Raw genomic sequence first — 24249 nt, 5'->3', positions numbered from 1 at the left:
GACGCGCAATGCGTCCCAGAAACCGCCGACGCTTCAGCCAGTCGGCGTCCGCGTACCAGGTTATCCACAGCCTTGTGAACAAATTCTGTGTATAACCTGACGCGACGAAGCGTTGTGTGCGGGGATGCCACATAGGCGTTATCGCCGTGTCTGCCAATAACTGCGAGCGTCAGAACGTCAGGCCGATGGCCGTCGTGCGCCCGCCGTCTCGTCATTTGGACCGGGACGTTTAAATTGGCCGTAAGCAGACTCGCGGTCACCTCAGCGCTCCATCAGCGCCGCCTGTTGCGGGTTAAGCTTGCGCTAAGAATACAAGCCTATCCTGAGTTCATCGAACGCCCTGATGCCATTTCCGCTCACGCGGGTCGCAGGTTGACCCGTCTCCGCAGCCGCGCTTATGTGCGGACCGCCCTGGACGTGATGGCAGGCGCAGCGCGTTCGCTTCTCACGTCCACGTGGATGGTCAGCGTCGCACGGTCAACAAGGCATTTCGGTGCCCAATTGGCCCGAGGCGACAGCCATCCCTTATAGGGCCCGACAGTACGTCCGGGTCCATTTTTTTGTCTGCATGGAAAGGAGATTGCAGTCTGAACGCCCGCCGACGGCTGGGTCTGTCTGTTGGCGATCGGCAGGACACGACCCTGAGCTGTCATCCGTTTTTCCTGAAAACGGACATCGGACGAACGGTCCGGGCCTGCTGATCAGCCGAAGAATTCCACCGCGCCCGTTCCAATGTTGTACATTGCACCGGTAATCTTGATCCTGCTTTGGGTTTCCAGTTCTGCGAGCACCGGGCTATCCCTGCGAATGTCCGCCACTGTCAGCTCGACGTTCTTGCGTGCCACGGCGTCCACGAAATCGTAGTTCGTCGCGGAACGATCACCTGTGTAGGTCGTAGCCTCCACCGCGGGTTTGATCCTGGCCAATAGTCCGGTGAGATTGCCTAGTTCAGCGTTGGCGATCGCACCCTTGACGGCGCCACACTTTGTGTGACCCATCACCAGGACGACCTTTGCCCCAGCCAGTTTGCATGCGAACTCCATGCTGCCAAGAATGTCGTTGTTTTCGACGTTGCCCGCGACACGGCAATTGAAGATATCACCGATACCGAGGTCCATGATCACTTCAGCTGGCGCGCGCGAGTCGATACAACTAAGCAGCACGGCTGCGGGGTACTGCCCACTGGCGCTCGCCCTCTGCTCGTTCAGGTAATTGCGTGGTTTCCTCTCGCCCCTCTGGAAGCGCGCGTTCCCCCGCTTCATTGCCTCGATGATCTGCTCTGGCGTCATGCTGTCGCGCTGTGCCTTGGTCAACGCATCGGCGTGTGTCGGCCCTGAGAAGAGCCCACCACCGACAAGCCCGAGCACCGTCGCGGTACTGGCCAGCTTGAGAAAATTCCGGCGACCTGAGCCGCCATAGTGTCGGGGATATTCATCTATGTCGCACATGATTTGGCTACCTATTTGACAATTGACATCTATCCAATTCATCAAGCCGGGTCCTGGCCGAACCGGTCGGTCGCAAGGTTAATTAGCCGAATATAGACGATCGCTGACAGCGTTCAAGCGAAATGTAACGGTCAGGGACCGCTTATGGCCGCGCAGAGACCTGCCTACCCGGAGTGCCTCCGATCGGCCTATTGTGAAGCGCGAGGGGGCATCTTCGCGCGTCGCTGGTAGTGACGGATCTATTCTCCGAGTTGCCACCCGGTGAATTAACAGAAGTAGTAATTACAGCAGCATGGCCGGCACGCGAAGTGAAAGCTCTGTCGCCGGAACGGTGAGACTTTTATCCGCCCCAAGGTTTGCCTTTTGGGAAGCGGCCTCTTGATGAAGTTCGTTCGTGGCTTGCTGGGCAACTGACTTCATCGCCTACACTATAAGCGACACGTAGACAGCACCGTCCGCCACAAAGATGCGCCCATCTGTTTCCGGGAACGGGATGCCCCCGGCTCCGCCAACGATCCCCCGTGTACGACTGCGTGTCCCTTTGGGAGGAAAAGATCATGACTACGGCATGGAAAATGAAGGGGGACTATCTCAAGAGCTGCAATTGCATCGCTACCTGCCCCTGCGACACGATGGGCGTGCCCTATCCAGACAAGGGCTGCGAGGGGATGGCGGGCATGCGTATCACTGAGGGCTATTTCGGCGACGTCCGCCTGGAAGGTCTCATCTGGGCCGCTACCTACCACTGGCCCGGCGCGCTGCACGAGGGTAACGGCACGATGCAGCCGCTGATCGATGAGCGCGCCACCCCGGAACAGCGCGACGCGCTTCTGCAGATTCTTGGCGGACAACACGGTGGTACCTTCTTCGAGATTCTGGCATCGATCGTCACGACCTTCCTCGACCCGCAGTTTGTTCCCATCACGTTCGAGTTTGACAAGGCTCGTCGCAAAGCGCACGTGATTGTGCCGGGCATTCTGGATACCGAGTCCGCACCGCTCATCGTGCCCGCCACCAGCGAAGAGCAGCGGGTCGTAGTACAACTTCCGAATGGGTTTGAATACCGGGAGATGGAAGTTGCCCAGACCGTGACCTTAAAGGGGACCGGCGCGATAAAGTTCAACCACGCCGGCACCCACAGCTCGCTGGCTCAGGTGGAGCACACGCCAACAGGCCTCGCCGGCTGATTTCGAAGCTGTCCATTGGGGAACTATGGCTGTGGCGAGAAACACGCCGCTGGAAGCGCAGCCGGCCACTGAGCGTCGGATCATGGGGTCGCGATGTCGGCAGTCAGTCCCACAAGGAGCAACAGATGGCAGGAGATGCCAATAGATCGCGTAGGACCTTGCTTGGAGCCGTGAAGGACAGATCTCGGCAGTGTGAACTTCCGGCATGAAACGCCAGCGAATACGAATACCGCAGATAAAGCCCCTGCCGACTCATCCGCTCGCGCCACGCCAAACACCTCTCGCGACAGAATTCGCACGGTTCGTCGCATGCTCCTCGAAAACAATCCGGCCTCCGGACAGACTCCAGCCATCGAGTCCGCTCATCCTGCCAGGGGGCCAGCATGTCTACCGCTATCGCCGTGCATATAGCCGCTGCAACCCTTTCTGTCATACTGGGAACGGCCGTGCTTCTGACCGACAAGGGAACCCCGCGGCACAAGTGGCTCGGCCGTCTCTGGGTGGCGGCGATGTTCGCCACTACGCTCAGTTCGTTCGACATCCGGGAATTGAATCCGGGGCATTTTTCCTGGGTGCACGGGCTGTCGTTACTGACGTTTGTAAGCCTCGGGCGAGCGATCTGGGCTATCCGGCAAGGCAACGTTCACGGTCACCAACTCGCCATGCGCGGATCGTTCATCGGCCTCGTCCTGGCCGGTATCGCCGCAGTGGCTACGCCGCACCGTTTGCTGAATATCGTCGTGACGGGATGGATCGCATGATTCCTGGCAGCAACGTCAGATTTCCCGATGCGTCCGCCGGACTGCCTGTCCCGGCGAAACAACTGCTGGCCGAGTTTGCCCGCGAGGCCGTGCTCGTCGTCATTGGCAACGCATTGATTGCGGCTGGCCTTACCGCAGTCGGCATCGGCAAAAGCCTCGGAGAAAACCTTGTCTTCAGCGAGGCGATCGGGCTGTCGATCATGCTGCTGCTCCACGTCGGCCGCTTTCATCTTCAGCGCAGGAACGCGCTCACTGCGCCCAGGCTTGCCATCGTGATGGTCGTCGCCATCATCGCAGGCGCCGCGATTGGGCGGGTCGTTGCGAGCGCGCTGCTCGGCCTCGACATCGGCAAGACGTTCGCCACCAAAGAAATTGCTACGACTGGCTGGATCGCGCTGGTCGCGACGCTGCTGGTGACCTGGTATGGCTGGTCGCGAGCCCGGATCGCCGGTCTGAGCGAGCAGGTGGCTCGCACTGCGTGGCTGCAGGAAGCCGCCGAAAAAACCGCGCTGCGTGCCCGTCTACAGGCATTGCAGGCGCAGATTGAGCCGCACTTTCTCTTCAACACGCTGGCGACCCTCGATAGCTTGATCGTGTCCGATCCGCAGCGCGCACGCGCACTGCTCGTGAGTCTCAACCGGTTTTTGCGGGCAACGCTGGAAGCGTCGAGAACCGAAAGCGAGACCCTGTCGGTTCAGTTTGCGGTGCTGGACTCGATGCTTGCCGTGCACGCGATGCGCCTTGGCCCGAGACTCGCGTATTCGCTCGATCTTCCGGTCGATTGCACAAATCTGGCGGTGCCGCCGATGCTGCTGCAACCTCTCGTCGAAAACGCACTGAAGCATGGTATCCAGGCCGCGGTGGCAGGCGGACGGATCGAGGTGCGGGCAAAGCGCGGCGAACAGGACGTCGAACTCACCGTCACCGACACGGGCCCCGGCTTCGGTGCCACGCCGGGTACGCACGGCACAGGCATCGGACTCGCAAACGTGCGGGACCGGCTTGTCGCGCTCTATGGCGAGCGCGCTTCGCTGACCCTCATAGAGAACGCACCGCACGGTATTGTTGCGAGAGTCCTGCTACCGGCGGACGATGCTCATCGACTGGAAGGGGTTGGGAGCGCATGAAGATCCGACAGCCACGCACCGCGGCACAGCATAACGACGGCAAGTTTCGTTCGCCGGAGGTGTCTCGCGCTCCCACTGCGCTGATCGCCGAGGACGAACCGCCGATTGCTGCCGCGCTTCAGCGGGAGCTGGCAGCGGCGTGGCCTGAGTTGCAGATCGTCGCGACGGTCGGCAACGGCCACGCTGCCATCGAGCAAATTGGCGCATTGCAACCGGACGTTGCGTTCCTCGACATCTCGATGCCGGGCGCGACCGGTCTCGATGTTGCGCGCGCGTGCGCGAATCTCGCGGCTCCGCCGCAGATCGTGTTCGTGACCGCGTACGACGAGTACGCGCTGGACGCGTTTGACGCCGCCGCCATCGACTATCTTCTGAAGCCTGTCGATGCCGCGCGGCTCGCGCGCACGGTCGACCGGTTACGGGTACAGCTTGCCCGTGCGCCAACGGATGGGGCGCCCGGCGCGCAGGTGCAGGCGGATCTGCAACGCCTGCTCGGTCAGTTGGAGCAGATCACGCGCGGCGTCCAACTAGGGAACCGCACGCAGGACACGGGACGCAATGCGCCGCTACGCTATCTGCGCGCATCCAGCGGACGTGACATCAGGATCGTGCCGGTGGAAGAGGTGTTGTACTTCGAGGCTGCCGACAAGTATGTCGTGATCACGACGCGCACTGGAGAACTGCTGATTCGCACGAGCCTCAAGGAACTGTGCGTGCAACTAGACCCGGCGCGCTTCTGGCAGGTGCACCGAAGCACTGTGGTGAATGTCGACCAGGTGGAAAGCGCATCCGTCAGCGCACTAGGGACAATGTCACTCAAGCTGCGCGGCCACAGTGGCGCGGTTACGGTTAGCAAACAATACGCCCATCTGTTCCGGCAGATGTGAAGCGGCAAGCGTTGACGGTGACGTGTTGAGTACGCACATGGCGCTTGCGCTTCAGTGGAGATCGGGAATCAAACGTGATGTGCGCGCGCAGTACGCGTCATACCGCGGCCGAACTGCGAGCACCGTGAGCAGTACACGCATATCTCTGCATCTTGTGCAAGACAGCGGGCTTGTGTGGGCTCGCGGCACGATGCGGGACCGCCAGACTTGCCCTCGCGTTGCGTCGCGCCTCGCGCGGGCACGCCCTTGGTCAAGCGAATCGCGACAGGCGCCTGCGAGCCGCCATCAGGCCATGGGATCGTGCTCGAGGTCCGTATGCCATTTTGTCAGGAGATCCCGGTACCAGGTCTGCCTGTCGTCATCCAGACGGATGACCAGCACCTGCCAGTCGCTCGAATCTCGGTCGAGATCGGCCAGGTTGAGCCTGTCATGAATGTTGCCGATCGGCTCGCTACTTCTCGACTCGCTGCTTTTCCGCTCTTCCTTTTCCACCACGAGGGATCTGGCCTCGGATGCCGTGCCCATGTAGACGTGCGATGACGGCATGACGTCCCTCGGCGGAGCGCTCCCGTGGGCAATTTCGTCCTTCAACCTCTGCAGCACGCCCTTGCAGCCGCGCTCGCGGCACTTGTTGAAGACGGTCGATTCCTGCACCCTGTCGCAAACGCTGCACTTCCAGGCCTTCTCGAGTTTTCCAACGCAACCGCGCTGGTTGCACTTGCCGCTGGTGGTCTTCTTCTGGATGGCATGACAGGTCTTGCAGATCCTCAGCATCGTGTTCTCAGATTGATTCGATATGCATGAGACTTCCCGCCTGGACGCGCGCCGCAAGATAGCAATCTTCGGGTGGTGTCGAGACACCCTCGCCCTTCCATTGCCGAGTCCGCTTTCGAGGAAGCGTCGCTCGTGCTTGCGGTTTAATGGCTATGGGCCATGCGAGCTTTACTACATCGTACGGTTCCTTATCAGTGTCGCTGTCAGTGAGGCGAAGATCCCACTGGATCTGTTATAGGCTAAATCCCCAGACGCGCAGTAGGAGAGGCTGGAACATTTCGAGAAAAGCGTGCCGCGCCTGCGTTGATCGAGTTTTTGCGCAGGACTGGCACGAACGATCCGCTTTCTGTCGACCCGGAAGATCAGTGGCCACCCAATGCGGGTGGCCATCGGCCGCGCAGGCATGGTCGATCGATCATCAACAGCTGCACTTCCATTGTGGCTGCTGCAGTGTCATGCCATGCTGCCCCTTGTACGCGGCGACGGGTGGCGACGCCCATCCATCCAGCATCTGCGGTGCAAGCCGGTATATCTCGATGCCGAGTGGTCGGCACACCTCCAGCGGATCGCGTGCGTCCGGCCCCCACATCGGCAACGAGAGATCGCCGCCCGGACAGGTCGACAGCGCGCACAGCAAGTCGATCTCGGCAAAGAATTCGAGGTAGTCCCCCTTCTTTGCTGGGCACGCTTTCATGAAATATTTGTCTTCGAGATTCAGGCCGGTGCACTGGAAGACGTTGAGCACATCATGGACGTCGTATTCGGTCAATCCGTACGGAGCGATCGCGCGTGTGAGGTTGGAGTGGCAATGGAAATGGAAATCTTCGCCGGTCAGCATCCGGTTTACATAGGGATCGCACCGCGTACCGAGCAGGTCGTGGACACGGCCACCATGCTCGTCGACGCCGTAGTCGGCCAGGCTGTCATCCGTGATCGTCACCATCGGGCGCAGGAACGGTAGCGTCGACCACAGACGGTCGAACGTGCTCACATGCGCCTGCTGCAACTGGCGCGTGCGCGAGGCCCACATGCGCTCGCGCGGGTTGTGCAGGCTCCACATATTGAGGTCCGCCACCTGCGGCCCTTCGATCGTCACGATGCGAAACACATGGCCGGCCGGCACGGTCCACGCCTGACCCGAGCGGATCGGCACGACGATCGATTCGACCAGCGTGCGGGTGTCGTGCTGTGAAGCGACGCGTTGATAGAACGCCTTATCGACGTCGAGTGCGGAACCCTTGGTGGATTGATAGGCGGCAGGGTAGTTCAACATGTTGAATGCTCCTAGATGAGACTAACGTGCAGTCCGCACCCGGTCAAGCGGTGACAAACGGGCGGCGGTGTTCGATGTCGGGTGAAATGAATCAAAGATAGTCGAACAACGCGTGCCATGGAGCAAAATATGTTCGGGTGCAAAATTTGTAGCTTGGATCCCGAACATTCATATCGATCAAGAACGCGCGCAACTGCTGGTGGCCCCTGCAGAACTGCGGAGGCGAGGTGAATCGTTGGTGCGGTATGCCTGACAGGTTTCCCCTCCCGGTTCCGACTGGATGGCCGCGGATCAGCACGAAAAACATCGTGCACTTTTTGGCCTGGAATCGGACATCACCCAATGCCGCCATGAACCAGTCGAAGAGGCATATATGTAATGGGAATTTATCTGTTGAAAAGCTACGAATCGATCGCCCGGAATGGCGAGCCCGATACGGTGACCATCGACAAAAGCGGCACCAATCGCGCCGCGCTCGAAACGATCAAGCGACGAACGCGACCAATGCCGGGGTTCAAAAGGTTCCGCTGTGGCAAACCTTCCGTCTTCTATTCCCCGCTATTTTCCTGACTGCATGCCATCCCCTCGCATCGCTCCGACAGCGCTTCGTCAAGAACGACCTCCAACCGGTTTGCAACCACCCGGACCGGGAAAGTCCTCAGGCGCAATCCGCCTGATCCCGGCATGCCGCCAGTTGTTACATCGAAACGCAAACCGTGTGCCGGGCAATGCAGCACCGTCCCCTCCAGCTGACCGTTCGCGAGCGAAGCTCCGTTGTGCGGACATGAGTTGTCGATGGCACTGACCGTGCCGTCGATATTGAACAGTGCGATGCTGCGGCCATCCGCGAACACCAGCTTGCGCTGGCCGGGCGCGAGCTCATCAATTGAGCCCGCTTGCAGGCAACGTGTCATGTCTAGTATTCCTTCGCCATTTTCGTCACTGACTCTCTGAGGGCACACATGATCGCGTGCAACATCGCCTCAGAAGATTGCGCCCCCGACAGTGAGAATCTGCCGTTGAACACGAAGTACGGAACGCCGTCCACACCGCGTTGAGCCTCGAGCGAGCGCCGCTCGGGCAGGCGACTCCCATCCGGCTGCTCCCGCAGGTGCAGAAGCCACGCATCGCGATCCAGACCGCATTCGGCACCGATCTGCGCGAGCACACCCGGATCGGAGATGTTCTCTCCATGCACGAAGTAGGCCGCAAACAGTCGCTCGACAACCGCGGCCTGCCCGGCGGCAATGCCCTGCGCGCGCGCCCAGGCGAAGAGTCTGTGCGCACCGGTTGTATTGGGCAGCAGTTCGATCCGGTCGAATGCAAACCTGACGCCGGCGGCGTCGCCGGCGCGTTGCACCTGGGCACGGCGCGCGGCGACGGCCTCGGGACTGCCAAGGCGAGCAACATAAAACGACTGGTAAGGAATACCGCTCGCGGGTGTATCGGGAAGAAGCTGGTGAGATATCCACGATACTTCGACGCGCACATCCGGCCGCACTTCGGCAAGCTGACGGATAGCCGCCTCCAGATTGCGTTTCCCAATCAGGCACCACGGGCAAATGAAATCGAAATAGACTTCGACCGTCAACCCGCGAGGTTCGCCAGCGGCAGCGCCCCGCTCCAAATCATCCAAGTTCACTGATCAACGTCTCCGCCTGCGGCCATGGGCCATAACCCGCTGCGGGGTTCAGGTGCCCAACTTCGCCAAGGTCGACGAGGCGGCTGCCCCAATCGGCGGCCATCGCCGCAACACGGTCAAACTGCGCGAGCGGATCGTTGCGGCTCGCCCCGACTATGCTCGGGAACGGCAACGGCAGACGCGGACATGGCAACCAACCGTTCGCGGCCAGCACCTCGTGCGTGGGGTAGCCGTCCGGCAGCGGCTGCTCCAAATCGGCAGGCGTAGCGAGCAGCGCACCTTGAATCGGCCGGTTGTGTCGTTGCGCCCAGTGCACCGTAATCATCACACCCGCGCTGTGTGCGACGAGAATCACCGGACCGGCGATCTTCGCGAGGGCTTCGTCCAGCGCGGCAACGCGAGCGGCACAACTGAGCTTGTCGTGTTCGAGCGGCGGCACCGACACCGCCTTCGGTAACTTCTGCTCGAGCAACGTCTGCCAGTGTTCAGCGACATGATCGCGCAGACCGGGCACGATAAGAACAACAGGTTTCGTGTCTAGCGTCATGCAGTTCATCCATTCAGATCAGTACGGCTTGTCGCCGATAATGCCCGCGCGCTCCATCTTGCGATGGCAAGGCGGATAGTCCATCACGGCGTAATGCTGCGTGCTGCGGTTATCCCAGATAGCAATGCTGTTGGGCTGCCAGCGCCAACGCACCTGGTACTCCGGGATGCTCGCCTGGCTGACGAGATAGCGCAGCAGGTCGGACGCGCCAGGGTTCGCATCCTGGCCGAAGCGCACCCGTTCCGGTGTGTGGTAGTTCGTGAAGTGCGTTGTGAACGCATTGACGAACAGCACCTTCTCGCCCGTCTCGGGGTGCGTGCGCACGACCGGATGTTCCGCATCAGGAAACTGCGCCTTGAGCGCGAGCCGCTTCTCGATCGGCATGACCGCGCCGAAACTGGCCTCGATACTGTGGCGCGCGCGCAGGTCCGCAATCTGGTTCTTGACGTGCTCGGGCAGGTTCTCGTACGCGAGGACCATGTTGGCCCACATTGTGTCGCCGCCTACCGGCGGACATTCGACACATCGCAGCACGGCACCGAATTGTGGCGCTTCGCGCCAGGTGGCGTCCGCGTGCCACGCGTTTTCGTAGCGGTCGTTGGGCTGGTCGGGTGTCTTGTAGATTCGCACGAGACCTGGATACTCCGGATCGCTGCCTGCGACGGGGTGATCTTCGAGTTCGCCAAAGCGCCGCGCGAAAGTGACGTGCTCCGATCGCGTGATGTTCTGATCGCGCAGGAACAGCACACGGTGCTTGAGCAGCGCGGAGCGGATTTCGCCGAACAGGCCGTCGTCATGGATCGCATCCGCGAGATTGACGCCAGTAATTTCAGCGCCGATCGCGTAGGTGACTTGTTCAATACGCATGGCGTGCCCCTCAGATGACGAAGACAGACGAGCCCGTCGTCTTGCGAGCTTCGAGATCGCGATGCGCTTGTGCCGCATCCTCGAGCGCATAGCGCTGGTTGATCTCGATCCGGATCCCGCCTGCTGCGACGTGCCCGAAAATTTCACCGGCCAGATCGGCCTTCTCGGCCGGGTCCGCAATGTAGTCGGCCAGCGCCGGACGCGTCAGGTACACCGAACCCTTCATGGCCAGCAACTGCGGATTGAATGGAGGGATCGGGCCGGACGCCGTGCCGACACAGACGACGAGGCCGCGTCGCTTGACGGAGTCGAGCGACGCCTCGAAGGTATCCTTGCCGACGCTGTCGAGCACCACGTTCACGCCGACGCCATCGGTCAACTCGCGAACGCGTTTGGCCACATCCTCACGCCCGTAGTAGATGATGTGATCGCAGCCGTGCGCGCGCGCGACTTCGCCCTTGGACTCGTTCGATACGGTCCCGATGACGGTCAGACCAAGCAGCTTCGCCCATTGCGACACGATCAGTCCGACGCCTCCGGCGGCCGCGTGCAGCAGGATCGTGTCGCCTGGCTTGTAGTCGTACACGCGGCGCATCAGATAGGCCGAGGTCAGGCCGCGCATCGTCATGCCAGCGGCCGTCTCGCATGAGATGCCGTCCGGCAACTTGATGAGCGGCGCTGCCGGGATCAGGCGTTCGGTGCTATAGGCGCCGAGTGTGTTCACAAAGCCGGTGTACGTGACGCGGTCGCCTACGGCAACGCTGGTCACGTCGGGACCGATGGCTTCGACCACACCCGCGGCCTCGACACCCATGCCGGAAGGCAGCGGCACCGGATACAGACCGGTGCGGAAGTATGTGTCGGCGAAGTTCAGGCCGACAGCCTCATGGCGCAAGCGGACCTGCCCAGGACCGGGCTCCCCTACTTCGACGCTCTCATAACGCAAGACCTCCGGACCACCGGTTTCATGGAAGCGAACAGCTTTCGCCATGGTTCATTCTCCAGTTGATTACTCAATTACAAAAAAGCCTCGTCTGCCCCAGGAATATCAGATCCCGTCAGCCGACGACAATGACGGGGGGCAGTGGCTCGAGGGCGCCCCGCGTTGCACGTCTGCGTACTGACGCGGGGCTCGAGCCGGCGACTGGCCGTGTTACGGTGCGGCCTGTTCCCGCAATGCGTTGACGCGTTCGAGGTCGCGGGCATAGTTGCGCCAGCCGACGAAAAACGCGATGGTTGCAATGAGGGGCGCCAGAGGCACGATCTGCATCGCACCAAGCAGGCCGATGCGATCGGCGATGATTCCCGTCAGCACAGCGGCGGGTGCGAGACCCAGCAGGTTGTTCGCCAACGTCAGCGTCGCGAATGCCGACGCATGAATCGACGGCGGCGTGAGATTGGCCACCACGGCACCCGAGGGGCCCGTGGCGCCAGCGCTGAAGAACATGCCAACACCAATCAGCACGAGTTGCAACGGGCCCACCGGCAGACGAAACGCCAGTCCCATCAAGACGAAGCACGCCAGACAGAACGCAATCGCCGTGAGCCACTTTCGTTGGGGCACCTTCCGGTTGAGACGATCGGCGAGGTTCCCGCAGACGATCATGCCAAGGCCAGTCACCAGCACGAACAAGGCCGCACACATGGCCGCCTTGCCAGGCGCCATGCCGTAATAGCGGTTCAGGAAGCTCGGCATCCACGCCCACACGGCCGCCGGGACGAGCAGATGGATACCGCTGCCCACATAGGCGCACACGACGGACCGGGTGGAGAACAGCCCCTTCATCACCGCACGCAAGCTCATGCGCACGCCAAGGCTGGTCGAGCGTCCGACGCCCGCGGGTTGCAGCGAAGCGAGCCTTTCTTCCGTCACGACGAAGCGGTAGAGGACAACCAGCGAGAAACCCAGACAGGCCATGGCGGCGAACGACCAGCGCCAGCCGAGGGTCGTCGCGACGGCGCCACCGAGCGCCATGCCCAGCACCGAACCGAATGCCCCACCCGCCATGAAGGCGCCTGTGAGCGTCGCGCGCAGCCGCACCGGGAAGATGCTCAGTACCACGGCAATGCCAACGCTGCCGTAAGCCGCCTCGCCAATACCGACGAAAGCGCGCGCGAGCAACATCTCGCCATAGTTGGTGGAGATGGCGCATGCCAGCGTCGCAAGACTCCACATCACCGCCATCAGCGTGATGCTCTTGACCCGGCCCCAACGGTCCGCAAGTACGGACAGCGGAAAGGTGAGCACACCGACCATAAGCGCAACGACGCTGCTGAGCGAGCCGAGGCGCGTATCGGAGAGACTCCACGCGGCCTTGAGAAACGGAAATACGGCATTCAGAACCTGCCGCGACATGTAGTCGGAAAGCAGCAGACCGACGGTCAGTGCAAAAACCACCCATGCGTACGGCCGCACATCCGATTTCGCGGCCAAAACTTCGCCCGTGGTGGGCTCGGCATGCTGCATAAGCATGATCATCTCCTTGGCGCCTAGCGCCGTGCGGTCCGCTTTGCCGAAATGGGCTATGCGGCCGTCTATTTTTTGTCTGTTACCCTACACCGAGGTAACCGGTTCCGTCGCCCGACACCGTGTGGCAACGCCACCCGGATGTCGGGCATCAGTGTGTTACGCCGCGCGCAACGGCAGGTTTCTGACACCCGTCGCACGATTCGGCGCCATGCCGTTGGCGGCGAGCGTCTCGTCGATCGTCTCGTACTGCACGTCGATACGATAGATCTTGCGCGCCTCCTTGCCGGTGGCGATCTCACGACCCAACTCGTGTGCCACGCGCACGCACTGTTCGATCTGCTGCACCGAGGTCATCCGTTTACCGTGCTGATCGACAATCGTATCCTCGATACCGCAGCGCGGGTGCAGGCCCATCGCCATCGCCATCATGTTGAACGGCAACACGTTCTTCAGCAGCGACTCCGCCGTCATCGTGCAGCCATCCGGCGCACGGTGCACGAAGTTAAAGAAGTTGAACGGATTCGGACCATCAAAGCCACCGCCGATGCCAATCCACGTCAGGTTCAACGGCCCCTTGTACGCGCCCTTGCGCACGAGACGATCGAGCGTCTCCAGCGCATGAATGCCCGTGAGCTGGAAGTGCGGCTGAACGTTCGCGGCCTGCAGGCGGCGCAGGTGCTCCTCTACCCACGCCGGACCAGCCGGTACGGTCATCTCGCTGTAGGCGGCCTGATACGCCGGGTGTGCGAGGGAAGTGCCTTCCAGATACTCGGGATAGAGCAACTCCATGATATTCATCTGCGTGGTGTTGATCGCCACCGTCACCTGGTCCGGCTTCGGATCGAGGTCGGCCAGCATGTGGCGCGTATCGTCCGACAGCCATTTTGCAGCCTGCCCTTCGTCTTCCGGCGCGAACGAGATCGAACCGCCCACCTGAATGATCATGTCAGGCACTGCGGCACGCACGCCAGCGATCAGTTCATTGAACTTCGACAGGCGCTTCGAGCCCTTGCCGTCCAGTTCACGCACGTGCAGATGCAGGACCGTCGCGCCCGCGTTGTAGCAGTCGACGGCCTTCTGGATCTGTTCTTCCATCGTCACGGGAATGTCTTCCGGGAAGTCTTCCGGCATCCATTCCGGGCCATACGGTGCGGCGGTGATGACGACTTTGTCCTGATTCTCAGGGTGCAGCGAATCGTCGAGAAATTGCATCTCATCCTCCAGAGGTGATTGATGACCTTCCCATCGGTCACGCGGATTCGCGTCAGGACCACGGGAAATATTGAACACGATGGAGTCACACAATACGGGAACGAGGCGCTACACTTTTCTTTTTACGCGCCACCGTTTTATGATTTCGCGCCAGTAAGTGTTAACACCGACCTCGACATATGCCCGTGAGCGTCATGTCGAGGTGCCTGCCACGTGTTCCTGAAGTGCCTACGAACATGGTTTGTCGAGATCTCAATTCGATCAGGCAGACGCAGGAGATCACTTACGATTTTCAGCATAGATCGTGTGTGAGTTAGCGAGCGGAGATACCTGATGCAAACAATGCTGAGGTCGGCGTCCATGAGTGGCTACTTTGACGTGACAAGACGACTCGGACTGAACCCGTTCGAGCTTGTCCAGCTGGTGGGACTCGATGCCGCAGCGCTCGCCAACCCCGACGACCACGTTCCCGTCTCCGCCGCCTGCCGCTTGCTGGAACTGACGGCACAAAAGGCAAAGTGTCCAACCCTGGGGCTGCGGATGGCAGAGACACGCCAGCAGTTCGGTACTGGCGTGGTCAACGTGTTGCTTGCACACAAGCGCACCTTGCGCGAGGTACTGTTTGCGGCCGCGCAGTATCGACACCTGCTCAACGAAGCGCTGGCTGTCTACGTCGAAACGACGGGCGATACGGTGACCATTCGGGAAGAAATCGTGGTTGAACCCGGCACGCCCACCACTCAGGCGATCGAACTGGCTATTGGCGTGCTGACGCGACATTCGAGCGCACTGTTGGGGGCACACTGGAATCCGTGGGGCGTCCATTTCACGCACCAGGCACCTAAGGACCTGACCTTTCATCGACGCTTTTTCGGCTGTCCACTGACCTTCGGCAGTGATTTCAATGGAGTGGTTTGCGCCGCAGCGGATCTGGACTACCCGAATCCAGGCGCCGACCCTGAACTGGTGCGTTATGCCGAAAGCCTGATCAATCCGCACAATGCCTCGAAGACCGATTCGATAGCACTTGACGTACGCCAGGCGATCTACCTGCTGCTCCCGCTCGAGCAGGCCACGGTCGAGCCAGTAGCCCGTCATTTGGGGCTAAGTGTGCGCACCATGCAGCGTCAACTCAAATCGGTGAACACCAGCTTCAGCGATCTTGTAGAGGACGTGCGCCATGATCTGGCCGAGCGATACATGAGCAACCCTGGTTATCCCATTGGACGGGTCGCTGCGTTATTGGGCTATACCCAACAGGGATCGTTCACGGCCTGGTTTGCCTCTCGCTTTCAAATGACACCTCGTGAGTGGCGAGTTCGTCACACGAAATGATTGCGTGCCGGCTCCTGCCGTTCCGCTTGCCGCCACCCGCGACCCGAAGTGTGCCAATCGCGAGGCGGATTTCTTTTTGCAGGGGCTTTCTCTCCCGGCGGCCCACGTCGTCCCCCGTACTGCGTTCGCGCCCATGTCAGACTCCTGGGAGGATTGCAAGGCATGCCAATGGCACGACCCAGTCAAGGCTCAGTCAAGGCACAGAAACGGGCCATGATTGTCCATCCAGTCGTAGTGTTCGCTTGCGGCAGTCCACGCCCAGCGTGGCGACGGCTGAAACGAGGCGCCACGTGTGCAATGTTTTTCGCCCGAATGGACGTCATGCTCCTGACCGTCATCAGGTGTTTCATCGGAGATTGCGGGTTTTGCCATGCCTGATTCGTAGCTCATCTTCACGCTCCAATTGAAAAAAGACGGGTGTCAGGCGCACGACACGCTGCACACCTGATTGCATTCCTGCATGGCCGATCGCTCGAACGGATACCCTGTACCCGACGGTCACCTCGCATCAGATTGAAGTCTTTCATCCCTCATGGACTTCGATGCATGGCCGATACCCGATGCCCGATAACTCAAGCTCGAGGCGAATATCCCGCAAAATCGACGTGCCAACCCCTCCCATTAATGGAGGGGAACCGGGAATCACACCTCAGCCACTGAACCTTCTTACGACTAGAGGCGGGTCGCAGTTCCGTCTCCTCTAGCGCGCCGACGAGGCGCGCTTGCAGCGTGTAGACATACTCTTGATATCGCCTTGCGGGTTCCCCTCTATCTCGCGGAACATATTTCCGCTGCTGTTTCTGGGCATGACTGAACGCCCACATACAAGCACATACACGCGGTCATTCATCTGGTATGCAGATCAAAACGGCACGCTTTGTCAATACAACGGCAGGTTTAGATACCGGAATCAAACGCCTTGACAGTACGATAGCCAATCCTGACGGACGGACGGATCGGACCCACTGGCCGATTCAGATTCGTCTGCGTACCACAAGATTGTCGAAGCGGGCAAACCCGGCCCCGGCATATGGAAGAACGATGAACGAGCTAAACGGATACGACTTTGAAGACCTGCAGCCTGGCATGAGCGCCCGCTTTGCCAAAACCATCACGGAAGCAGACATCCTGCTGTTCGCCGGGGCATCGGGAGACATCAACGCGGTTCACATCAACGAGCAATTTGCGCAAACGACGTGCTTCAAGGGACGCATTGCGCACGGCATGCTGACCGCGAGCATCATCTCCGCGACGATCGCCGGCCAGCTGCCGGGTCCTGGCACGATCTATCTTGGACAGAACCTGCGCTTCAAGGCGCCCGTTCGTCCAGGCGACACGGTTCAGGCAGAGGTGATCGTCAAGGAACTGATTCCCGAAAGGCGTCGCGTGGTGTTATCCACCATCTGCACGGTCGGCGGCAAGGTAGTCATCGATGGCGATGCCGTGGTCATGCCGTCTTCGCGTGGCGGTGAGGCCTGCGAGCGCACCGCTTCGGCGGCGAATAACGGGTAGTGGTGGGGTTCAGAATGAAAATGCTGTTCAGCGTGCCCGACGAGTTCGCCATGGGCTGGTTCAAGGCCGGATTCAATTTCTGGCGATCGCTTCCGCTAGCGGGTGGGCATGGCGATGCGGTACTCGACGCCGAAGGCAAGGAGATTTATCGTGCGTCATCTGGCGCGCAAAACGTCGTCATGCACGCGAGCGTCAATTTCTGGCGACAGCAAGCGGAGCTTTGGAGCAGCGCCCTGGCAGGTGCGATCGGCGCGCAGCCGGGCCTGAAGTCCGTGGCCGAACCCGAGCGCGGCGACCGGCGGTTTCACACGGAAGACTGGTCCGGCAATGGCTGGCACAATCTGCTGAAGCAAAACTACCTGATCAATGCCAGGATGCTTGAAGACGTGGTGGAAGCGAGCACGCTGGACGATAAGGAAAAGCACAAGCTCCGCTTTTTCACACGCCAGTTTATCGACCTGACGAGCCCTTCGAATTTTCCTGCCACCAACCCGGAAGTGATCCGGCATGCCCTCGACTCAGGGGGTAGCAGCCTGCTGGCAGGTCTGACGCATCTGCTGGAGGATATGAAGCAGGGCGCCATTTCAATCACGGATCAAAGCGCGTTCGAAGTGGGCCGGTCCGTCGCGGTATCCGATGGCGCGGTGGTATACGAGAACGAGCTGTTCCAGTTGATCCAGTATGCGCCGCTCACACCGAAGGTCGCGCACCGTCCGCTCGTGATCGTGCCGCCGTGCATCAACAAGTTCTACATCCTGGACCTCCAACCGGATAACTCCTTCGTGCGCTTTGCCTGCGAACAGGGGCTCACGGTCTTCCTGGTCTCCTGGCGCAATCCGGATGAAACGATGGCGCATACCGATTGGGATGCTTACCTCGGCCAAGGCGTCATGAAGGCGCTCGATGTGGCACGCGCAATCAGCGGTGCCGACAAGGTCAACGCATTGGGCTGGTGTGTCGGCGGCACGATGCTGTCGTCCGCACTCGCCGTGATGCGCGCAAACGGCGACGAGTCGGTGGCCAGTCTGACGTTGTTGACGGCGTTGCTCGACTTCAGCGAACCCGGTGATCTGGGTGTATTCATTGACGAGCTGGGGGTGTCGACGCGCGAGCAGACGATCGGCAGCGGGGGGCTCTACCCCGGGCGTGAACTCGGATTCGTATTTCAGTCGCTGCGCGCCAATGACCTGATCTGGCCGTACGTCATCAACAACTACCTGAAAGGCAAAACACCGGCCGCATTCGATCTGCTTTACTGGAACGCGGACACGACCAACCTGCCTGGTCCGATGTATAGCTGGTATCTGCGCAACATGTACCTCGAGAACAATCTCTGCGTGCCGCGCAAGCTGACCATGTGCGGCACCGAAGTGGATCTCGGATGCATCGATATGCCGAGCTACCTGCTTGCAACGGAGGAAGATCACATCGTTCCATGGCAATCGGCCTGGCGCTCGACGCATCTGTTGGGCGGCAAAACCGAATTCGTGCTGGGCGCAAGCGGTCATATCGCTGGCGTCATCAATCCGGCGTCGAAGAACAAGCGCAGCTACTGGGCGGGTGGGACTTCCGGAAGCAACGCAGAAGAATGGCGCACATCCGCCAGGAAACAGGCGGGTAGCTGGTGGAATCACTGGATTGGCTGGGTCAGGCAGCACGCAGGTGACGAAGTGGGAGCCCGCACGACGCTGGGCAGTTCAAGTCACATGCCGATCGAACCCGCGCCCGGCCGGTATGTGACAGTTCGCGCAGGCTGATTCCCGTCACGCCCCTCACAGCGGCTGGCACTTCCAGACAATCGAGTGAAGCGGCGAAAGCCGCTTCGCCGCTCTGGAAGCAGCGGCCGCGAACACGCCCTGCCCGACCTGCCTGAGGTTTAACCGGCAGCCTTGCACGCGCCCGAATACGCTAAAAGCTCACCGCTAACCCGAACGACACGCCATGCACATTGTGTCCAAATACATATCTCACGATTGCGCGCGTGCGGGTGATGATGATTGGATATTTGCTGCTGTCCAGTTCGAGCCCGACGCCCAACGACGTGAGGTCGTTGAACCCAAGCACCCCGGCACTGTCACCAAAATAGTGTGAGTAAGCGGTTTCGAGCACGTAGCGGATCGGTCGGTCAAGTGCGTGCCAACCCGTCGGCGCGCGCCAGCGCGCCCATACGCTGAACTGCTGCGCCATGGCCGAACCCTGCACAGCCTCGGAAGTCCCACCGAAACTACGCAGATAGATATCGGTCGCGCGCAATTCGACATCGATCTCATAGTTTTCACGGTAGTGCTCGTAATCGAGCATCAGCGATCCGCCATAGCCGTATGCGTCCAGCGATCCGTTGTCGAGAAACTGGAGATTGCTGTCCGTGACGTGATTGATGATCGACTGCCCCACCCTCAGATCGCTCGAGACGCGTCCAATGGTGCCATTCAGGATGGGGCGAAACACCAGCTCATCCGTGATGCGGAAATCCCAGCCAATCCCGATTGTGCTGCTGAAGGTGTTCCATCGGGTCGGCAATGGTCGCTGCTCGGCGCCATCCGTGGCGATGAAGGTCGGGTCATAACGACTGTACGCGAGCGTACCCTCCAAATACAACGGAAAGGACCTGCTGAGTGTGAAGCCGCCTCCGAGTTGCGTCTGGCCAAAGCCAGGATTGCCGGTGGAGCCGTTGTTGATCGACAGTGAGCTGGTGGTCACATCGGGGACCGTCGTATACGTCATGATGGACAGCACAGCATCAGCATGCTGCTTTACATTTCCTCCGATAACGGTACGGTTCGACAGGCCGTTCAACGTTACCTGCGCGTGCGACTGGACGGACAGCAAAGCCGCGACGAGGCCAGCGCACGCCACACATGACGCGCGACATGACCACGGCCAGAACATCCCCCGGCTTGTCAGACTACGTGGCCAACCTTCCAGCACTCGGCAGGCTGACTCCATGGTCCTGACGCGCATACACACTCCCATCAGTTGCGGTACCTTGCAGCCCTCCTTGAGCCGCCGGTCTTTCACTTCCCAGGGCGCGACGAAGTCAGTGCTGTGCGCCGGACCGGTGAGCGGCTTCCTGGACACCCCGGACTGCTGCGGCGGTGAGCAGGCCTGTCATGAGCATGCCGATCACGCCAAGCAATACCGCATCTATTCGCCCGAACGTCGTGGTGGGTACCACGTCGCCGTATCCGATTGTCAGCGCCGTGATAGCGCAAAAGTACACGGTCTGCCCCAACGGCGAGGGTGTTCGATTCACCGTCTCAACCGGACCACCGTAGTAGTACATTCCGAGCGTCAATAGAACACACAGCACCAGCAGGCCTGCGAGGATCAGACGCAGGAACCACAGGGTCACGCCAAATTCCCGCACGATCTCACGGGCCCGCACGGGGGCAGCCGCATCGCCTGTTGCCTTATTCATGGAGAATACCTCTCGGGACGTACTTAACTGCCTGAACGCGAATTGCCGAAACGCCGATTGCGCGTACTGTCGTCATTGACGCCGCACTCCATCCGGCGCGTCACTGTACTCGCCTGCGATACTCGAAAATCTGAAGCATCAGGCACGCGTAAACGGTCACAGCCACAAAGAGCCCCATACGCACCGCGAACGCCCTGTAGACGTCTTTGCCCGCCGCGCTGTCCTCTACGGATTGACCAAGCAGGATGATCATCGTGACCAGGCTGTTAAGCCAGAAACCCGGCGAATACCGGGTCGGGCTGATGCGATAGAGCTTGCGCCCAACCAGCAAGCCGAACAGCAACATCCACAGAAAAAACATCCAGAGATGAACGAAGAACCGGAGCGAAAACCAGAATGCGATCGCGAGCAGGCCGCCCGTCAGCGTGGAGCCGAGCAACTCGCGCGCGGCACCCCGGGCCGTCGTGCCGCAGCTTTGTCTGCCGAGGCTCACTGACTTCATGATGATCGGCATGTAGCCGGCTGGATCGCTCATGGCAAGCAGCCAGGCAGGCATGACGACAAGCGCAGCGCGCAGGGCGATCCGGCTCGCCGGATCGCCCTGCGCGTTGCGCGCCGCGGGCTCCGGCCGAGCATTCATGGGTTCGGGAAACAGCCAGTGCGTCAATGCCAGCATCAGCACCGCGAGCAACAGGCCTTTTACCAGCGCGCCGACGACGGTCATGGCCAGCTGGAAGTCAGCCGTACCTGCGGCGGAAATCATCGTCAGTCCCGCCACCAGAAAGGTCGCAACCAGGTTGTTCCCGCCGCGCAGGCCATAGCGGAACGCGAGGAACAGTGCGAGCCCGATCAGCAGCACACCAGCAGCCGGGTAATAGCGCAGCACCGGCACAAGCAGCAGGCCAGTGCCCGTCGTCAGCGCGACGACCAGCGCGAAAGCCACGCCTGTCTTGAACGACATCGGCCGGTTCTGCGTCGCGAGCAGAAACACGGCGAACACCGGCGCGACCACGGGAATGGGCAGGTCCAGCGCGAAACTGGTCGCGAGACACAGTGCCGTGCCGATTGCGAACCGTAGCGTACGGCGACTAAGGCGCTGCTGGAACTCCATCTGCATAATTCTCTCAGTAGAGGTACGAAAGCAGGCTCATCACATACAGGAACATTCGGCCGAGCGGATTGAGCGGATTGCCCTCCGTCGGAAACGCCATCACTTCAGCCTGCCCGCCCACCCGAATGTTGCGTAGTCGCGCATTTTCGCCTTTCGCGAACTCGACGATGACCGGAAAGCGTTGCGCTGGGCGCAGCCAGTCACGGCTGTTCTGGACAGTGGGCAGGGTTCCCGGCGGCGTGCTCTGGCCCACGCTCACACCGTATCCGATGCTGCGCAACCGCCCTTCGAATATCTCGCCGGGCAGCGCGTCCAGCGCGATGGCCACAGGCATGCCCGGCCGAAGGTGGCCAAGATTGTTTTCGGTCATATCCGCGCTGACCCAGACGTCGTGAATGGCGATCAGCGTCATGACCGGGTTGCCCGCCGCCGCGAACTGGCCGACTTCAGTGCGCAGATCCGTGATGACGCCAGCTGAGCGCGCCCTGATCCGGGTATTGGCAAGATCGAGCTCCGCTTTTTCCAGCGCAGCGGCGGCGCTGCGCAGCTGCGCATTCTCCGCGTCGGTGCCGCCTTGCTGTTCGCGCGCGCGCTCCACTTCGGCACGGGCGGCAGCAACCTGGCTCTGGGCCTGCTCGTGGGTCGCACGCGCGACTTCCAGGCGTCGCAGCGAAACCGTGCCCTCGTCTTCCCGGTAAAGCCGTTCGAGCCGGTCGCTGTCCTGACGCGCCTTGACCTCGTTCGCGATGGCCGCCCGCAACGAAGCGAGTGCCGAATCGATACCGGCCGTGCTCGCGCCGATCTGCCGGCGCGTCGACTCGAGGTCGGCCCGCGCGCGATCGACGGAGATGCGGTACTGCGTGTTATCGACCTCGAACAGCACGTCGCCCGCGTTGACTTCCTGGTTGTTGTGGACGAGCACACGTGTCACCCGTCCCGAAGCTTCCGCGGCGACGGGCACGACGTAGGCCTGAACGCGCGCCTGTTGCGTATAAGGCGTGAAGCGGTCGGCGAGCAGATACCAGATCAGGCTCACGACGATCAGGCCGACGACCCACTTCACGGCCTTGCCCGATGAGTCGGCGGCAGGCGCCGGCGAATCCGGCGGCGGGGTGGTGGTGGGCGTGGGCGTGTCGCTCATCGGGACGGACCTGCGGAAGGGCTGGCGGTGACGGACGGCGCATCCGGTTCGTTCAGCAAGTCGCCCCAGTCGGTGCGTTGCTGCATTTGCTGGCGGGTCGCCGGATCGACGAGCGGCCCCTCGCCGTACCAGCCTCCACCGACCGCCTTATAGAGCGCGATCAGACTGCCCACGGCGTTGCTGCGGTTGACGATGTAAGCATCCTGTTGAGCGAACAGCGCGCGCTGCGCATCGAGGACGCGCTGGAAGTCGGAGTACCCTTCCCGATATATCGTGTTGGCAAGGGTCAACGAGCGCCGCGCAGCGCCTTGCGCGTCACTTAGGATACTGTCGCGCTGCAACGCCGCGATGAGCGACGTCGCTGCGTCGTCGGCTTCGCGCGCGGCCTCGCGCACGGTGTTCTGATAGGCAACGATCAACTGCTGCAGGCGGGCATCCTGCACGCGCACGTTGTTCTTGATCTTGCCGTGATCGAACAGATTCCACGTGACGCTCGGGCCGCCCGCCACGCCGAGCGTGTTTGGTGAGCCCGAGAGCGAGCTGGCGCTCCATCCCAGAGAGCCCACCAACGATATGGACGGGTACAGGTCCGCCTTCGCCACGCCGATCAGCGCAGACTGCGCAGCCATCTGAAACTCGGCCGCGCGAACATCGGGGCGGCGCAGCAGCAGACTGGCCGGCACGTCCTGCAGCACGGCGCGATCGACTAGCGGAATCCAGCCTTCCTTGCCCGACTGCGCATCGAGCTCCGGCAATGGGCCCGGTGGCCGGCCAAGCAGCACGGACAGCGCATGACGCGCGAGCACGATCTGGCTCTCGAGGTCGGGGACGCTGGAGAGCGTGCCGAGATACTGCGTCTTCGCCTGCTGAAGATCGAGTTCGTCGCTTTCCCCGCTCTTGAAGAGCCGCTGCGTGATCTCATAACTGCGCTTTTGCAACTGGGCGTTCTCGCGCGCGATGCGTAGCCGCGCCTCTGCCGTGCGCAGTGTGTAATACGTATCGGCAACCTGCGCGTGCAGCAAGACCAATACGTCGTCGCGGTTGGCCTGGGAGGCGAAAAACGCGGCGTCGGCCGACTCGATCGCGCGGCTGAAACGCCCCCAGAAATCCAGCTCCCAACCAATGCTGAAACTCGCACCGTACTGCCAGTAGCCGCCGGAGCGAGGGTTGAATCCACCGGAGCGTTTGCGCGCGGAATAAAGCACGTCGGCGTTGGCCTGCTGTACCTGTGGGTAACGTCCTGCCTCTGCGATGCCCAATTGGGCGCGCGCCTCGATGACCCGCAGGCCGGCAATCTTCAGGTCGCCGTTGTGCTCATCTGCCTCGGCAATCAGACGGTCGAGATTCTGGTCCGCGAAAACCTGCCACCACTGCCGCGCGTCGGGTTGCGTTGCCTGCTCCGTGGTCTGCTCGATCGAGGCGCTGCTCCAGTGCTCGCTCCAGCTCTCGTGCTGCGGTTGAAAGTCCGGTCCCACGCGCATGCATCCACTCAGGCAGCCTGCCCCAAGCAGTACCGCCATCCCGTATGGACGCATGA

At 61.2% G+C, this 24249-nt stretch carries 23 protein-coding genes and 1 pseudogene; 8 read left to right on the top strand and 16 right to left on the bottom strand.

The annotated features are described in order from the left end of the window. Positions 1-701 precede the first annotated feature (701 nt). The gene (locus B0G77_RS42115; protein WP_133667776.1) at positions 702-1448 is read right to left on the bottom strand and encodes a carbonic anhydrase family protein; all 747 of its coding nucleotides are present in this window, start codon (positions 1446-1448) and stop codon (positions 702-704) included. 557 nt (positions 1449-2005) lie between these two features. Between B0G77_RS42115 and B0G77_RS42110 the strand changes: the two genes are divergently transcribed. From B0G77_RS42110 to B0G77_RS42095, 4 genes are all read left to right on the top strand, one after another. Beyond that, positions 2006-2635, top strand: coding sequence for a DUF1326 domain-containing protein (locus B0G77_RS42110; protein ID WP_133667775.1), 630 nt, complete (start codon positions 2006-2008; stop codon positions 2633-2635). A 383-nt stretch (positions 2636-3018) separates the two neighbouring features. Continuing rightward, positions 3019-3396 (top strand): DUF2306 domain-containing protein, encoded by a 378-nt coding sequence (locus B0G77_RS42105; protein WP_133667774.1) that lies wholly within the window; start codon positions 3019-3021, stop codon positions 3394-3396. Next, complete coding sequence (locus tag B0G77_RS42100; protein ID WP_133667773.1) at positions 3384-4523, top strand: histidine kinase; 1140 nt, start codon at positions 3384-3386, stop codon at positions 4521-4523. The genes B0G77_RS42105 and B0G77_RS42100 overlap by 13 nt, the downstream gene beginning before the upstream one ends. Beyond that, the gene (locus B0G77_RS42095; protein ID WP_133667772.1) at positions 4520-5410 is read left to right on the top strand and encodes a LytTR family DNA-binding domain-containing protein; all 891 of its coding nucleotides are present in this window, start codon (positions 4520-4522) and stop codon (positions 5408-5410) included. The genes B0G77_RS42100 and B0G77_RS42095 overlap by 4 nt, the downstream gene beginning before the upstream one ends. 285 nt (positions 5411-5695) lie before the next feature. On the opposite strand, the gene B0G77_RS42090 is transcribed toward B0G77_RS42095, so the two are convergent. Together B0G77_RS42090 and B0G77_RS42085 are read right to left on the bottom strand one after the other, a co-directional pair. Beyond that, on the bottom strand, positions 5696-6184 hold the full coding sequence (locus tag B0G77_RS42090; RefSeq protein WP_133667771.1) for a hypothetical protein: 489 nt from the start codon (positions 6182-6184) through the stop codon (positions 5696-5698). A gap of 418 nt (positions 6185-6602) precedes the next feature. Next, complete coding sequence (locus B0G77_RS42085) at positions 6603-7457, bottom strand: DUF1989 domain-containing protein (RefSeq protein ID WP_133667770.1); 855 nt, start codon at positions 7455-7457, stop codon at positions 6603-6605. 408 nt (positions 7458-7865) lie between these two features. On the opposite strand from B0G77_RS42085, the pseudogene B0G77_RS42080 reads away from it, so the two are divergent. Further along, positions 7866-7994: pseudogene (locus tag B0G77_RS42080) on the top strand (IS6 family transposase); the annotation flags it as partial. Positions 7995-8005: 11 nt separating this feature from the next. On the opposite strand, the gene B0G77_RS42075 reads toward B0G77_RS42080, so the two are convergent. From B0G77_RS42075 to B0G77_RS42045, 7 genes are all read right to left on the bottom strand, one after another. Continuing rightward, entirely contained in the window at positions 8006-8371 is a 366-nt protein-coding gene (locus B0G77_RS42075; RefSeq protein WP_133667769.1) for a Rieske 2Fe-2S domain-containing protein, read from the bottom strand. A 2-nt stretch (positions 8372-8373) separates the two neighbouring features. Then, the gene (locus tag B0G77_RS42070; RefSeq protein WP_243751524.1) at positions 8374-9099 is read right to left on the bottom strand and encodes a DsbA family oxidoreductase; all 726 of its coding nucleotides are present in this window, start codon (positions 9097-9099) and stop codon (positions 8374-8376) included. Beyond that, on the bottom strand, positions 9086-9646 hold the full coding sequence (locus tag B0G77_RS42065; RefSeq protein ID WP_133667768.1) for an alpha/beta hydrolase: 561 nt from the start codon (positions 9644-9646) through the stop codon (positions 9086-9088). The genes B0G77_RS42070 and B0G77_RS42065 overlap by 14 nt, the downstream gene beginning before the upstream one ends. Before the next feature lie 18 nt (positions 9647-9664). Further along, positions 9665-10513: a TauD/TfdA family dioxygenase gene (locus B0G77_RS42060; RefSeq protein ID WP_133667767.1), complete on the bottom strand. Its 849-nt coding sequence runs from the start codon at positions 10511-10513 to the stop codon at positions 9665-9667. A 10-nt stretch (positions 10514-10523) separates the two neighbouring features. Then, positions 10524-11504, bottom strand: coding sequence for a quinone oxidoreductase (locus B0G77_RS42055; RefSeq protein ID WP_133667766.1), 981 nt, complete (start codon positions 11502-11504; stop codon positions 10524-10526). A 162-nt stretch (positions 11505-11666) separates the two neighbouring features. Further along, positions 11667-12986, bottom strand: a complete 1320-nt coding sequence (locus B0G77_RS42050) for an MFS transporter (RefSeq protein WP_133667765.1) — start codon at positions 12984-12986, stop codon at positions 11667-11669. 153 nt (positions 12987-13139) lie between these two features. After that, a complete protein-coding gene (locus B0G77_RS42045; protein ID WP_133667764.1) occupies positions 13140-14195 on the bottom strand; it encodes a 3-keto-5-aminohexanoate cleavage protein in 1056 nt (351 codons plus the stop codon). A 333-nt stretch (positions 14196-14528) separates the two neighbouring features. Between B0G77_RS42045 and B0G77_RS42040 the strand changes: the two genes are divergently transcribed. Next, the gene (locus B0G77_RS42040; RefSeq protein ID WP_133667763.1) at positions 14529-15530 is read left to right on the top strand and encodes an AraC family transcriptional regulator; all 1002 of its coding nucleotides are present in this window, start codon (positions 14529-14531) and stop codon (positions 15528-15530) included. Positions 15531-15719: 189 nt separating this feature from the next. Here B0G77_RS42040 and B0G77_RS42035 read toward each other — a convergent pair whose 3' ends face one another. Next, positions 15720-15920, bottom strand: coding sequence for a hypothetical protein (locus tag B0G77_RS42035; protein WP_133667762.1), 201 nt, complete (start codon positions 15918-15920; stop codon positions 15720-15722). Positions 15921-16571: 651 nt separating this feature from the next. Here B0G77_RS42035 and B0G77_RS42030 point away from each other — a divergent pair. Both B0G77_RS42030 and phaC read left to right on the top strand, forming a co-directional pair. Further along, positions 16572-17042 carry a MaoC family dehydratase gene (locus tag B0G77_RS42030; protein WP_133667761.1) on the top strand — a complete coding sequence of 157 codons (471 nt, stop codon included), beginning with the start codon at positions 16572-16574 and terminating at the stop codon, positions 17040-17042. Positions 17043-17056: 14 nt separating this feature from the next. Further along, entirely contained in the window at positions 17057-18799 is a 1743-nt protein-coding gene (gene phaC / locus B0G77_RS42025; protein WP_133667760.1) for a class I poly(R)-hydroxyalkanoic acid synthase, read from the top strand. Between the two features lie 151 nt (positions 18800-18950). Here phaC and B0G77_RS42020 read toward each other — a convergent pair whose 3' ends face one another. The 5 genes from B0G77_RS42020 to B0G77_RS42000 form a co-directional block, all read right to left on the bottom strand. Next, positions 18951-19931, bottom strand: coding sequence for a hypothetical protein (locus B0G77_RS42020; RefSeq protein WP_133667925.1), 981 nt, complete (start codon positions 19929-19931; stop codon positions 18951-18953). Between the two features lie 148 nt (positions 19932-20079). Further along, positions 20080-20460, bottom strand: coding sequence for a potassium channel family protein (locus tag B0G77_RS42015; protein WP_133667759.1), 381 nt, complete (start codon positions 20458-20460; stop codon positions 20080-20082). A 100-nt stretch (positions 20461-20560) separates the two neighbouring features. Beyond that, positions 20561-21571 carry a DUF2955 domain-containing protein gene (locus tag B0G77_RS42010; RefSeq protein WP_133667924.1) on the bottom strand — a complete coding sequence of 337 codons (1011 nt, stop codon included), beginning with the start codon at positions 21569-21571 and terminating at the stop codon, positions 20561-20563. A 13-nt stretch (positions 21572-21584) separates the two neighbouring features. Beyond that, positions 21585-22712, bottom strand: a complete 1128-nt coding sequence (locus B0G77_RS42005; protein WP_133667758.1) for an HlyD family secretion protein — start codon at positions 22710-22712, stop codon at positions 21585-21587. Beyond that, positions 22709-24247, bottom strand: a complete 1539-nt coding sequence (locus tag B0G77_RS42000; protein WP_208116611.1) for a TolC family protein — start codon at positions 24245-24247, stop codon at positions 22709-22711. Before B0G77_RS42000 ends, B0G77_RS42005 begins: the two co-directional genes overlap by 4 nt. Between the last annotated feature and the right edge of the window lie 2 nt (positions 24248-24249).

The organism is Paraburkholderia sp. BL10I2N1 (assembly GCF_004361815.1).
Taxonomy (GTDB): Bacteria; Pseudomonadota; Gammaproteobacteria; order Burkholderiales; family Burkholderiaceae; genus Paraburkholderia.
Note: the sequence above shows the minus strand (reverse complement) of the source record. Positions and strands in the feature narration are given on the sequence as shown.

Bases quoted from the DNA above. Each gene is read 5' to 3' on its own strand.
- B0G77_RS42115 (WP_133667776.1), bottom strand. From the start codon at position 1,448: ATGTGCGACATAGATGAATATCCCCGACACTATGGCGGCTCAGGTCGC.
- B0G77_RS42110 (WP_133667775.1), top strand. From the start codon at position 2,006: ATGACTACGGCATGGAAAATGAAGGGGGACTATCTCAAGAGCTGCAAT.
- B0G77_RS42105 (WP_133667774.1), top strand. From the start codon at position 3,019: ATGTCTACCGCTATCGCCGTGCATATAGCCGCTGCAACCCTTTCTGTC.
- B0G77_RS42100 (WP_133667773.1), top strand. From the start codon at position 3,384: ATGGATCGCATGATTCCTGGCAGCAACGTCAGATTTCCCGATGCGTCC.
- B0G77_RS42095 (WP_133667772.1), top strand. From the start codon at position 4,520: ATGAAGATCCGACAGCCACGCACCGCGGCACAGCATAACGACGGCAAG.
- B0G77_RS42090 (WP_133667771.1), bottom strand. From the start codon at position 6,184: ATGCTGAGGATCTGCAAGACCTGTCATGCCATCCAGAAGAAGACCACC.
- B0G77_RS42085 (WP_133667770.1), bottom strand. From the start codon at position 7,457: ATGTTGAACTACCCTGCCGCCTATCAATCCACCAAGGGTTCCGCACTC.
- B0G77_RS42075 (WP_133667769.1), bottom strand. From the start codon at position 8,371: ATGACACGTTGCCTGCAAGCGGGCTCAATTGATGAGCTCGCGCCCGGC.
- B0G77_RS42065 (WP_133667768.1), bottom strand. From the start codon at position 9,646: ATGACGCTAGACACGAAACCTGTTGTTCTTATCGTGCCCGGTCTGCGC.
- B0G77_RS42060 (WP_133667767.1), bottom strand. From the start codon at position 10,513: ATGCGTATTGAACAAGTCACCTACGCGATCGGCGCTGAAATTACTGGC.
- B0G77_RS42055 (WP_133667766.1), bottom strand. From the start codon at position 11,504: ATGGCGAAAGCTGTTCGCTTCCATGAAACCGGTGGTCCGGAGGTCTTG.
- B0G77_RS42050 (WP_133667765.1), bottom strand. From the start codon at position 12,986: ATGCTTATGCAGCATGCCGAGCCCACCACGGGCGAAGTTTTGGCCGCG.
- B0G77_RS42045 (WP_133667764.1), bottom strand. From the start codon at position 14,195: ATGCAATTTCTCGACGATTCGCTGCACCCTGAGAATCAGGACAAAGTC.
- B0G77_RS42040 (WP_133667763.1), top strand. From the start codon at position 14,529: ATGCAAACAATGCTGAGGTCGGCGTCCATGAGTGGCTACTTTGACGTG.
- B0G77_RS42035 (WP_133667762.1), bottom strand. From the start codon at position 15,920: ATGAGCTACGAATCAGGCATGGCAAAACCCGCAATCTCCGATGAAACA.
- B0G77_RS42030 (WP_133667761.1), top strand. From the start codon at position 16,572: ATGAACGAGCTAAACGGATACGACTTTGAAGACCTGCAGCCTGGCATG.
- phaC (WP_133667760.1), top strand. From the start codon at position 17,057: ATGAAAATGCTGTTCAGCGTGCCCGACGAGTTCGCCATGGGCTGGTTC.
- B0G77_RS42020 (WP_133667925.1), bottom strand. From the start codon at position 19,931: ATGTTCTGGCCGTGGTCATGTCGCGCGTCATGTGTGGCGTGCGCTGGC.
- B0G77_RS42015 (WP_133667759.1), bottom strand. From the start codon at position 20,460: ATGAATAAGGCAACAGGCGATGCGGCTGCCCCCGTGCGGGCCCGTGAG.
- B0G77_RS42010 (WP_133667924.1), bottom strand. From the start codon at position 21,571: ATGGAGTTCCAGCAGCGCCTTAGTCGCCGTACGCTACGGTTCGCAATC.
- B0G77_RS42005 (WP_133667758.1), bottom strand. From the start codon at position 22,712: ATGAGCGACACGCCCACGCCCACCACCACCCCGCCGCCGGATTCGCCG.
- B0G77_RS42000 (WP_208116611.1), bottom strand. From the start codon at position 24,247: ATGCGTCCATACGGGATGGCGGTACTGCTTGGGGCAGGCTGCCTGAGT.